This window comes from Treponema sp. UBA7570 (assembly GCA_002477955.1).
Lineage (GTDB): Bacteria > Spirochaetota > Spirochaetia > Treponematales > Treponemataceae > Treponema_D.
In genome coordinates this window covers 46,370-57,254 of sequence record DLLE01000038.1, presented here as the reverse complement: position 1 = coordinate 57,254, position 10,885 = coordinate 46,370, and the positions used below count along the sequence as shown (strand labels likewise).

8 protein-coding genes are annotated in these 10,885 nt (G+C 38.6%); 5 read left to right on the top strand and 3 right to left on the bottom strand.

Annotated elements, in window-relative coordinates:
- Positions 1–550 (top strand): hypothetical protein (locus B4N75_RS04915; RefSeq protein WP_296706722.1); only part of this gene is annotated, 550 nt, incomplete at its 5' end.
- A gap of 30 nt (positions 551–580) precedes the next feature.
- On the opposite strand, the gene B4N75_RS04910 is transcribed toward B4N75_RS04915, so the two are convergent.
- The 3 genes from B4N75_RS04910 to B4N75_RS04900 form a co-directional block, all read right to left on the bottom strand.
- Positions 581–1,264, bottom strand: coding sequence for a GTP pyrophosphokinase (locus B4N75_RS04910; protein WP_296666753.1), 684 nt, complete (start codon positions 1,262–1,264; stop codon positions 581–583).
- A 108-nt stretch (positions 1,265–1,372) separates the two neighbouring features.
- The gene (locus B4N75_RS04905; RefSeq protein WP_296706719.1) at positions 1,373–2,803 is read right to left on the bottom strand and encodes an ankyrin repeat domain-containing protein; all 1,431 of its coding nucleotides are present in this window, start codon (positions 2,801–2,803) and stop codon (positions 1,373–1,375) included.
- 55 nt (positions 2,804–2,858) lie between these two features.
- On the bottom strand, positions 2,859–4,556 hold the full coding sequence (locus B4N75_RS04900) for a SulP family inorganic anion transporter (protein WP_296666756.1): 1,698 nt from the start codon (positions 4,554–4,556) through the stop codon (positions 2,859–2,861).
- A 308-nt stretch (positions 4,557–4,864) separates the two neighbouring features.
- Here B4N75_RS04900 and B4N75_RS04895 point away from each other — a divergent pair, with 308 nt between their 5' ends.
- From B4N75_RS04895 to B4N75_RS04880, 4 genes are all read left to right on the top strand, one after another.
- On the top strand, positions 4,865–6,628 hold the full coding sequence (locus B4N75_RS04895) for an ABC transporter substrate-binding protein (RefSeq protein WP_296666758.1): 1,764 nt from the start codon (positions 4,865–4,867) through the stop codon (positions 6,626–6,628).
- 96 nt (positions 6,629–6,724) lie between these two features.
- Positions 6,725–7,477 carry a lysophospholipid acyltransferase family protein gene (locus B4N75_RS04890; RefSeq protein WP_296666761.1) on the top strand — a complete coding sequence of 251 codons (753 nt, stop codon included), beginning with the start codon at positions 6,725–6,727 and terminating at the stop codon, positions 7,475–7,477.
- A gap of 24 nt (positions 7,478–7,501) precedes the next feature.
- A complete protein-coding gene (locus B4N75_RS04885) occupies positions 7,502–8,581 on the top strand; it encodes an ABC transporter permease (RefSeq protein ID WP_296666764.1) in 1,080 nt (359 codons plus the stop codon).
- Positions 8,581–10,749 carry a dipeptide/oligopeptide/nickel ABC transporter permease/ATP-binding protein gene (locus B4N75_RS04880; RefSeq protein WP_296706724.1) on the top strand — a complete coding sequence of 723 codons (2,169 nt, stop codon included), beginning with the start codon at positions 8,581–8,583 and terminating at the stop codon, positions 10,747–10,749. Before B4N75_RS04885 ends, B4N75_RS04880 begins: the two co-directional genes overlap by 1 nt.
- Positions 10,750–10,885 lie beyond the last annotated feature (136 nt).

The window sequence follows — 10,885 nt, the reverse complement described above, 5'->3', positions numbered from 1 at the left end:
TGAGCCGGTTGATGAAATCGAAAATGAGGACGACACTGAAATTCAATTTGCTGACGGGGAGAAATTGAATTTTGGCAGTCCAAAACCAAAAATTGTGGATTCTGATGAAGACTTTGAGGTTGCAGAAGATTTTAAAGTTGAAAAAATAGACTTTTCATTTTTGGACGAAGACGAGGATAACAACGAAAAAGAACAAAAAATGCAAATGCCAGAAGATGAAATTGTAGAACAGCAGGAAAAGACTGACTTTTTAAAAACATCAGAAGAGTCTAAAAATTTGCCAGAATTTGAAAAGGTAGATGAACGGGAAGAAGCTGAAGAACTGGAAACTTTAGAAACTCTTTCTAATCAGGAAGCGACACATCCGTTTGTGTTTGCTGGATTTGCACAGGCAAAAAACAATATTACCGACTTAACTTCGATAAGCTCAAAAGTGATTGTTGAAAGTGAAGACGGAACTTTCCACATAGAAGGCGAACCTGAAAAAACAGATTACATTCTCGACAGAAATTTAGAAGAACTTGTCGAATCAGTGATTGGAAAAAAATAATTGTCTTTTTACAGAGTCCCGATTGTAGCCTTAATCCATTTGTTGTAATTCTATGGCGATTTCTTCCATCTCTCGGTCTGTCATGGCAATTGTTTCTGCAACGCGGAATAGTTCTCTGCGCACGCTTTCCGGGACTTTTGTCGAGGTTTTGTAGTGCAGTTCATGTTCAAGACTTGCCCAAAAATCCATTGCAATTGTTCGGAGTTGGATTTCGACTTTTACTTTGTGGGTTGTATCCGAAAGATAAACTGGAACTTCAACAACAAGATGAAGGCTTCTGTAGCCGCTTTCTTTTGGAGCTTTTATGTAATCTTTTTCTTCAATTAAACTTATGTCCGGCTGTTTTAAAAGAATGTCGCGGACTTTGTATATGTCGGAAATATAAGGGCAGATTACTCTAATTCCTGCAATGTCGTTGAGATTTTTCGTCATTGATTCAAAGTTGAACGGCAGATGTTTTTTTTCGAGTTTGCCAGCTATGCTCTGTGGACTTTTGATTCGCGTTTTTACAGTTTCGATTGGATTTCTGCGGCCAGTAACTTTATTTTCTTTATTTAGAATGTCAAGTTTAGTTTCAAGCTGTTTGGTTGCGCTTTCGTAAATCATCATTATCTGCTGAAACTGAATTGCGATTTTGTAAACATCTTCCGGATTTGACAGAGTTTTTTCTATTATTTCGGGAAGCTTTATTTCTTCCTTAGTTATATTTTGCATTATTTTACCTTATTTAACTTTAACTCTAAAATAAAATATAATGATGAAAGTTACTTAAAGGCAAGTTTTTTTGCCGAATAAATCTTCTCTCCAGACTTTTCATCTTTATTAAAGCCCCAGAAGTTCTTTTGCTGTTCCAAATGCCGTATTCTGTTCGAGTTTTGCTCCGCATTTTTGAAAAAGAGGGAGAAGACTGTCCGTAATTTTTTTATTTTGGTCGAAAACTTTTTCGTTTTTTGAACCGTAAACTAAAGTCAAAATTAAAAAAACAAGTGGAGTTACGTTCGAAGTTTCTGTTTTTTCTGTCATCTGCGGTTTTGCAATTTCTGGAAAATCTGTCAAAAACATTTCGAGCGTATTCCAGCTGTGAAAACTTATAAGCCTGTAAATGAATGTGTTTGGAATTGAAGTCTGAACTTTTGTTCCGTCTTTTTTTGTAAATGAAAAATCTGCACGTCCATTTGCCTTGTTTGTGGCAGCGCCTTTTTGAATTAACATTTTTGCAGTTTCTGCATCATCGGTTTCGGCGGCGAGGTAAAGCGCGGTGTTTGACATTTTTGCGCCAGAATTGATTTTGAATTCATCTGGATTTTTTGTTGAGGCGATTATAAAGTCAATTATTTTGTTCAACTCGTTCAGTTTTGATTCAATTTCTTCGTCGTGGCAATAATATGCGTAGAACATGATTTTTCCAAGTCCTGATTCTATGTAAGTTTGCTTCATGCTGTGGCTTACAGTCAAAAATGCTTCTTCAAGACGTTCCTTGCTTGCACGGCTTAGGTCAAAACTTGAAAGCAGCTGGTTTGTTCGGAAATCTGCCATTCCTTTTGCATAAGAACTGCTTCCGCCTTTTATTGTTGATTTTGTCTGGATTGCAAAATAGAGAGGAGAGATTCCTTTTATAAGGCGGGTGTTCAAATCTTCGTTTTTTGCCGCTATTTTGAACTTTTTAAAGTCAGGATTTTGAATTGCTGACAAAAGTTTGTCTTTCGTATTTGGCTTGTAGTCGGCAATTGCTTTTTCTTCTGCCAGTTTTTCGTTTTTGAACATTTTTGGCGCAAACTGAGTCCAAAACTGCTCTTTTTCATTGAAATTTTTGAAGAAAGTTTCGTCCAAAGGAGCGACCATTTTTTTTGAAACACCGTATTCCCAGACTTTCAGAGCCTGTTTTTTATTTTCCGTGTACATAAAAAAGGTAAATGCCTGCTGGACAAATCTGCCTGTGTATTCTTCTGCCTGAGAAACTGAATCGAATGCGTTTTTGTAAAATTCTGCGGCAGCGTTAAAGTCGAGTTCTGCTGTTGCGACAAAAGCCTTTAACCAGTTTACAAAAAAATCCGAACGTGCAGGCGCAATTTCTTTTGTCTGTTCATAAAATTTTTGCATGTCCTGATTTTTGTAAATGTATTCTTGCATGACTGAGCGCCAGATATAAACGAGAGTCTGTTCTTTTGCAAGTCTGTATTCAAATGAATTTTCGATTTTTTCCGAATTTGAATTTTTGTTCTGGTTTTCAGTATTTTTTTCAGCTTTTGTCATTTTTTCTACCTGTTTTTGAAACTTCAAAAAAAATGTATTTCTTTAGAGATAAATTTTACTTTTTTTCTGTAACTTCTTTTGCGCGGTTTAATGCGGCTTCAATATTGTCAAAAATATTTTCACGGCCGATTTTGTCTGCCATGCCGGTTTTTTCGCAGAGCATGTAAGGCTGTGTGTGAATTCCTGAGAGGATTATCTGAATTCCCTTTCTGTCGCAGGCAGCTTTTGCCTGTGTAAGAGCACGAATTCCTCCGGCGTCGAGATAGAGCGTATTTCTCATTCTAAAAATAATCGCTTTGACGTCTGCCCCGGCTCTTTCCATTGCAAATTCAAATTTTCGTACTGTTCCGAAAAACAAAGGTCCGTCAATTTCGTAAACCATTACGCTTTTTGGAAGCTCAATATGTTCCTCGCTTCCGTTTCCTTTTATTCCAACGACAACAGTGCGGCTTCCTGACTGCACTTCTGACAAATCAATCATCTTTTTGATAAAGAAGAATGCCGCAAACATAAGTCCAACACCGATTGCATAAGTAAGGTCGACAAAAACTGTAAGAAGGAAAGTTACTGCAAGGACTGTAATGTCTGATTTTTGACCTTTTATGAGCGAACGAATCGCCGGAATTCCTGCCATATTCCACGCTACTTGCATTAAAACTGCCGCAAGTGCCGCCATAGGAATATATTCAACATATTGTCCAAAGCAAACCATAATCAAAAGAAGAACGACTGCATGAACTATTCCTGCGACTGGAGTTCGTCCGCCGTTGTTGATGTTTGTTGCTGTCCGGGCAATTGCTCCTGTAGCTGGAAGACCGCCAAAAAGAGGACTTAAAATATTTGCTATTCCCTGGCCGATAAGTTCGTTGTTTGAGTCGTGCTTTGAGCCAATCATTCCGTCTGCAACAACTGCAGAAAGAAGAGACTCAATCGCTGCCAGCACTGCGATCGAAATTGCCGTAGGAAAAACGGTTTTTATTGTTAGTAAGTCGAGGGCTGGAAGTTTTGGAGATGGAAGTCCTGAAGGAATTTTATATCTGTCGCCGATTAAAACTGTCTGTAAACCGAATTTTTTGTTCAGAAAAATGTGAATTACAGTTGCTAGAATAATTACGATTAAACTTCCAGGAACTTTTTTTGTAACTTTCGGCCACAAGAATATTGCTGCAAGACTTAAGACAGCCATAATAAATGAATACCAATTTATTGTGCTGATCGAAGAAGCGTAAACAAGAATTTTTCCAGAAAAGGTTCCAGGCATTTTTGTGTATTCGTTTCCCAAAACTGTCATTGGAAATTCCGGAGAAAGTCCAAGAAAGTCGCCTATTTGACCTGTTGCGATTGTGACTGCAATTCCTGCTGTGAAACCGACAACAATCGTATATGGAATAAATTTTACAAGTCCGCCGAGTTTTAATGCTCCGAGAAGAATAAGAAGAATTCCTGCCAAAACTGTCGCAGTTGCGAGTCCTGAAAATCCAAGCTGCGGATTGTTTACAATTGCATAGATGATTACGGTGAATGCGCCTGTCGGACCTCCAATTTGAACTTTTGTTCCGCCAAACGCTGCAATACAAAAACCTGCAATGATTGCCGTATAAAGTCCAGTTTCCGGACTGCATCCTGAAGCAATTGCAAAAGCGATTGAAAGAGGGAGCGCTACGATTCCAACGATGATTCCTGCAATAAAATCCTGCGAGAATTTTTTGAGTGAGTAGCCTTTTAGAGAGTAAATCAGCTCTGGTTTGTACATTTTTTTCTCCGTGAATAAAAGTCAATGGCTTGAGGGGGCATCTCCAAAAATAAAAAGCTGGCGGTTCCCTTGGTTTGATTGAGATTTATTGAATGAATTTGTTTGTGAAAAATATAGAACATTATTGCGTTTTTTGCGTTTATTTTCAATTCATTGCAATTTTTTACAATTTTTTGCGGTTTTGAAAAATTGCAATTTTCAAATCTTCCCAGTACAATTTTCTCGTTATGAAAAGTTGCGCAGAATTTTTTTTATTTTCGATTTTCTGTTTTTCTTCGCTTTTTTCCGGCTGCAAAAAATATCCTGAAATGACGCTTGAAGAAATAGATGCCTTTCGCTCAAGTGCTTCCGACGGAATTCTCTCAAAAACAATTAATAAGCCTTTTAAAGATGAAGGATGGGAAATTGGAAAGAATGGCGGAGTTTGGAATGGAACAATTTCTGCCGACCCAAAAAGTTTTAATCTTTTGATCGCAGAACGCGATGCCGCAACTTCCGGAATTTTAAGTTATCTTACGGACAGCCTTGTCGATTACAATTATGTAAAACGTGAATGGCAGGCCAGGCTTGCGGATTTTGAAATTTCTACTGACGAAAAGAATGGAACTCTCGATGTAATTTACACTTTGCGTGATGACATTTACTGGAGTTTCTACGGCGATTCGCAGCAAAAAGTAAAAATTACCAGCGATGATGTTGTTTTTTGGTACGATGAAATTTACGGTGATGAAGAATGCGCTTCGTCGGCGTACAATTCGCGTTTTATGGCTATGCCAGACGGAAGCGAAAAAGAAATTACAATTGAAAAAATTGATTCACGAAAATTTGTTTTTCATTTTCCGAGAATTGTGGCGGAGCCAATTTTGGCAACAAATATGAGTTTTGGTCCCGCATTTATTTACAAAAAGGCAAAGGACAGCGGCGGAGTTTCTGCTCTAAGGCAGATTTTTAGCGTGGCGGAAGATCCGAAAAAAATTCCTTCATGCGGAAAGTATTTTTTAACACAATACACTCCTGGACAGAGAATTGTATATGAAAAAAATCCTGATTATTGGGAAAAAGATGCCGAAGGCAAGCCGATTGTTTATCCAGACAAAAAAATCTGTCAGATTGTAGCGGACAACAATACTTCTTATCTTTTGTTTAAGCAGGGAAAAATTGAAGAATACGCGCCAACTCCTGAGCAGCTTGAAAATCTTGTAAATGGAGCGGACAATTTTGGCGAAAACGGATATTCTGTTTTTTCGAGCGCAGGAAATCTTGACGCTGCATTTTGGACTTTTAACCAGAACCCCCAGAATTCTGACAAAAAATACTATGAATGGTTTACAAAAAAAGAATTCCGGCAGGCAATGAGCTGTCTTTTAAATCGTGAACGGATTATAAGTCAAACTTACCGAGGGCTTGCCGAGCCCAAATATTCATTCTTTCCAGCGGCAAATAAATTTTATAACGAAGAAATTTTTCTTCAATATAGATTTAGTCACGCTCATGCGCAAAAACTTTTGGAAACTTCCGGCTTTAAAAAGAAAGACGACGGTTTTTTGTATGACCAGAACGGAAATAAAGTTGAATTTGATTTGACGATTGTTTCTTCAAGCAACACTTTGTCGGATATTGCGCAAATAATTGTAGATGAGTGCAAAAAGGAAGGTATTGAGGTGAATGTGCGTCAGACGGATTTTCAGCGTCTTGTCGAGCAACTTACGTCAACTTACGACTGGCAGAGCCTGATTATTGGTTTGAGTGGCGGAACAATCTTTCCGACTCAAGGCTCGAATGTCTGGCTTAGCGGCGGAAACCTTCATATGTGGTATCCGCTTCAAAAAACTCCTGCAACTGACTGGGAAAAACGAATTGACTGGCTTTATAACGAAGCGTCTTGTATTGTTGATGAAAAAAAAGCAAAGCCGTATTGGGACGAATATCAGAAACTTATTCTTGAGCAGTGTCCTGTAATTTATCTTGTGCGCGGACGTTCGTTTTATGCGTTGAATAACCGCTGGGATTTGAGAAATGTTTATTTTGACAATGTTGGCGGTGCAGAAACTACTCATATTTTTTTGAGATGATTGGCAGAACTGATTGTCAAAATAATGACGAAACGGATTTTTACAGATATACTGATTTTGTTTTTATTTTTTTTTGCATTTTAAGGGGATTCACATATGTTTAAAATTTTGATTACGATTATAAAAATTTTTGCCTGGATGTTTAAGAGGGAAAAACTTCGGCATCAGTGTTTAAAACTCGAAAAGCAGGGAAAAATCGCAGAAATGGATGCGATTCTGGCGGATATTGTGCCGCAGTGGGCGCGTTTTGTTTGTGAAGTTACAGGAACCAAGGTTGTCGTAAATGGACTTGAAAAACTTCCTAAAGATTCTGCTGTGGTTTTTGTTGCGAATCATCAGGGATATATGGATATTCCTTCGATTTATGGCTATGTTCCAAAATTTATTTCGTTTGTTTCAAAAAAAGAAATTGGTTCAATTCCGCTGATAAAAGACTGGATGCGCTTTTTGCACTGTACTTTGATGGACAGAAAAAGTCCACGCGCTTCGGTCAAGGCTATTCGCGATGCTGCGGAAAATGTAAAAAAAGGATATTCGCAGGTGATTTTTCCGGAAGGAACTCGTTCAAAAGGCGGTCTGCATCATGAATTTAAGGCAGGAAGTTTTAAACTTGCCTTTTTGTCGCAGTCGCCGATTGTGCCTTTGACAATTGAAGGCTCATATAAGGTTTTTGAAGAAAAAAAAACGATAAGCCGCGGAAATACGATTTATATAACAGTGCATGATCCGATTTCGACTGCGGATCTCTCGCGCGAACAGCAGGCTGAGCTTCCAGAAAAAATCGAAAAGATTATTTGCGAGCAGCTTAAGCCTGCAGAAAAACTTTATATCGAATCTCATTCTAAATAGAGTGAGTTTTTGCGGGAGATTTTTGTGAAAAAATTAAAAGTTTTTTTTGAAGCTGCATATTCCTTAAAAGCAAAATTTCCGCTTGGTTCTTTTATTTTAACGCGTCTGGTTACAATGCTCGTAATTCTTTTTTTGCTTGGCTGGGCGCTCTTTGCGTTAATGGCGCTTGCTCCAGGAGATATTGTCGATCAGATGATGCAACAGCAGATTATGAGCCAGAGTTCCGGAACTGGCGGAGCAAGCACTGCAAATAACAAAGTTTTTAATGAAGAGCAGATGGCGATTTTGCGCTCGGAAATGGGGCTGGATCAGCCGTTTACAATTCAATATTTTAAGTGGCTAAAACGCGTTATTGTAAATCATGACCTTGGAGTAAGCCTCATAAGCCGTGCTCCGGTGAGTTTTTTGATAAAAAGCAGAATTGTAAATTCGATTACGTTGAATTTGGTTTCGCTTGTCTTTATTACGATTTTTTCGTTTTTGCTAGGAGTTTATTTTTCGAGCAAGGCAGGAACTAAAACGGACGTTGCGGCGACTTTTTTTGCGTTGTTTTTTCACGCTTTTCCTGGAATCCTTCTTTTGATTTTGTTTCAGCTTTTTGCATCGGCAACTTCGCTCTTTCCTGTAACTGCCTATCCAGACTTTCCTTTTTCTGACGCTCCTGGAAAATTTGTTTTCAGCTATGTTCATCATATTTTTTTGCCGCTTCTGGCTTCGTTTCTAGGCGGAGTTGGCGGAACTATGCGTACAATCCGCTCGACAATGCTCGATCAAATGGGGCTTCCTTACATTATGGCAATCCGTGCCCGTGGAATTCCTGAGAGACGTGTTTATCTTTCACATGCTTTTAGAAATACTCTTAATCCTTACATAACCGGAAGCGCAAATCTTCTTGCCGGACTTTTTTCCGGTTCTCTCGTTCTCGAAATTATTTTTTCTTATCCTGGAATCGGCCGTCTTATGTATGAGGCTGTCATGCAGCAGGACGTAAATTTGGTCTTGGCAAACAGCATGTTTATTTCGGCTCTTGTTTTGGTCGGAATGGTAATAAGCGATATTTTGCTTGCTGTCGTTGATCCTAGAATCCGTTATGGAAAAGAATGATGAAAAAATTTTTTGATTACATAAAAATCCGCCCTCTTGCCCTTGTTTCTGTGATTTTTATTTTGATTTTGTATCTTTTTATGATTTTTGCGGAATTTATTGCTCCTTATTCACCTTCAAAAAGTTTTGAAGAAGGAACTTTTCATCCTGCAAATGTTGAATTTTCAAAAAAAGGTCTTGTCGCACGCGAATTCCGCGTTTTAAATCCATCTTCGTGGCAGTACGCAAAGGTAAAGGGAATAAATTACAAAATTCACTTTTTTGTAAAAGGCGAAAAATATCGTCTTTTGGGAATTTTTCCGACAGAACGCCACCTTTTTGGAACTCAGGCTGATGAATTGACCGGCGAAACTTATCCTGTTTTTTTGCTTGGAGCAGACAATCTTGGACGCGACATGTTCAGCCGGATTGTTTATGGAAGCCGGATTTCGCTAACAATCGGGTTTGTTGCGAGCGCAATAAGCCTTTTTCTGGCGATTGTATTTGGCGGTTTTGCAGGATTTTTTGGAGGAATTGTCGACTGGACGGTGATGCGCTTTTCGGAATTTTTTATGCTTATTCCGAGCCTTTATTTGATTTTGTTTTTGCGCTCGCTTTTAAACGAAAGCATGGATTCTGGCCAGAGTTATATGATAATCACTTTGATTTTGAGCCTTGTCGGCTGGCCAGGCAGCGCGCGTACTCTTCGAGGAATGGTTCATTCGATAAAACGTGAAGAATTTGTTCAGAACGCTCAGCTTGAAAAAATCCCTTCGCTAATAATTATTTTTAAGTACATAATTCCTCAAATTTCTAGCCTTTTGATTGTAAGCACAACTCTTTCAATTCCAGGTTTTATTATGAGCGAAACAACTCTTTCTTATCTTGGTCTTGGAATTGCAGATCCTGCTGTAAGCTGGGGCTCGATGATAAACCGCGAAGTTTCAACCTTGTCGAATCTTAAAAATTTTCCGTGGCTTTTGATTCCTGTTTTTTTACTCTTGGGCGTAACTCTCGCATTCAATTTTTTTGGAGATGCGCTACGAGATTATTTTGATCCGTACAGCGTTGTTTTCAAAAGAAGAAAAATTCGTTCAGAAAAATCGAAAGAAAACGGACAAAAAAATGAATTTTTTAAGGGCGATGAAAAAAATCTGCTCAGCGTGCGGAATCTTCGGGTTGAATTTTTAATTCAGCGAGGAAAGCAAAAAGTGAATGTTCAGTCTGTGCGCGGAGTTTCGTTTGACGTAAAAAAAGGCGAAATTTTGGGAATTGTAGGCGAATCTGGTTCTGGAAAATCGGTTTCTACAACTGCAATTACGGGGCTTTTGCCTTTAAATGCCAGGGTTTTTGGACATATTTATTTTAATTGCAGAAATGATGAAGAGCTTTGCCGCAAAATTTTTGAAAAAACTCCCAAAAAAACAGACGGTTTTTCGGACGGATTTATCGATCTTTCAACTTTGAAAAATTCCCAGATGCGGTTTATCCGCGGACAAAAAATCGGAATGATTTTTCAGGAAAGCTCGCGGGCCTTTGATCCTCTGCAAAATATCGGCTCGGTCTTTTTTGAAACTCTAAAAAATCTTGAACCAAAAATTACGAAAGAAGAATCTGATGAAAAAGCCTGCTCGCTTCTTGAAGAAACTGGAATTACAGATGCAAAAAATCGCTTGAAAAATTTTCCGCATCAATTTTCCGGCGGACAGCTTCAACGTATTGGAATTGCCCTTGCTCTTGCTCAAAACTGCGAACTTTTGATTGCGGACGAACCAACGACAGCTCTTGATGTTACGATTCAGGCTCAAATCGAGGAACTTTTGCGCACCTTGAATAAAAACCGCGGACTTTCAATTATTTTTATAAGCCACAATATTGAACTTGTTGCCCGGCTAAGCCACAGAATGATTGTAATGTACGGCGGAAAAATCATGGAAATGGGAAAAAGCCGGACAATTTTTAATTCGCCAAAGCATCCTTATACAAAAGCGCTGCTTGCTTCGACTCCGCATTTTGGAATGCATTATTCTGAGAAAAAACTTTCTTCAATTCCGGGACGTGTGTCTGATCCTGCAAAACCTGAGCCCGGCTGTCCGTTTGCTCCTCGATGTCCGTTTGCAAAAGAGCAGTGTAAAATTCCAGAAAACGAGTGTTATGTTGTTTCGGAGGATGGAGAAAAGCCAGAATGAATGAAAAAATTTCAGAAAAAAAAGACAATATTCTCGAAGTAAAAAATCTGACAAAAAAATTTTCGCTTGAATCTGGCTTTTTTGCCAGAAAAGACAGGTTTGTTTATGCGCTTAACAATGTGAGTTTTGAAATTGA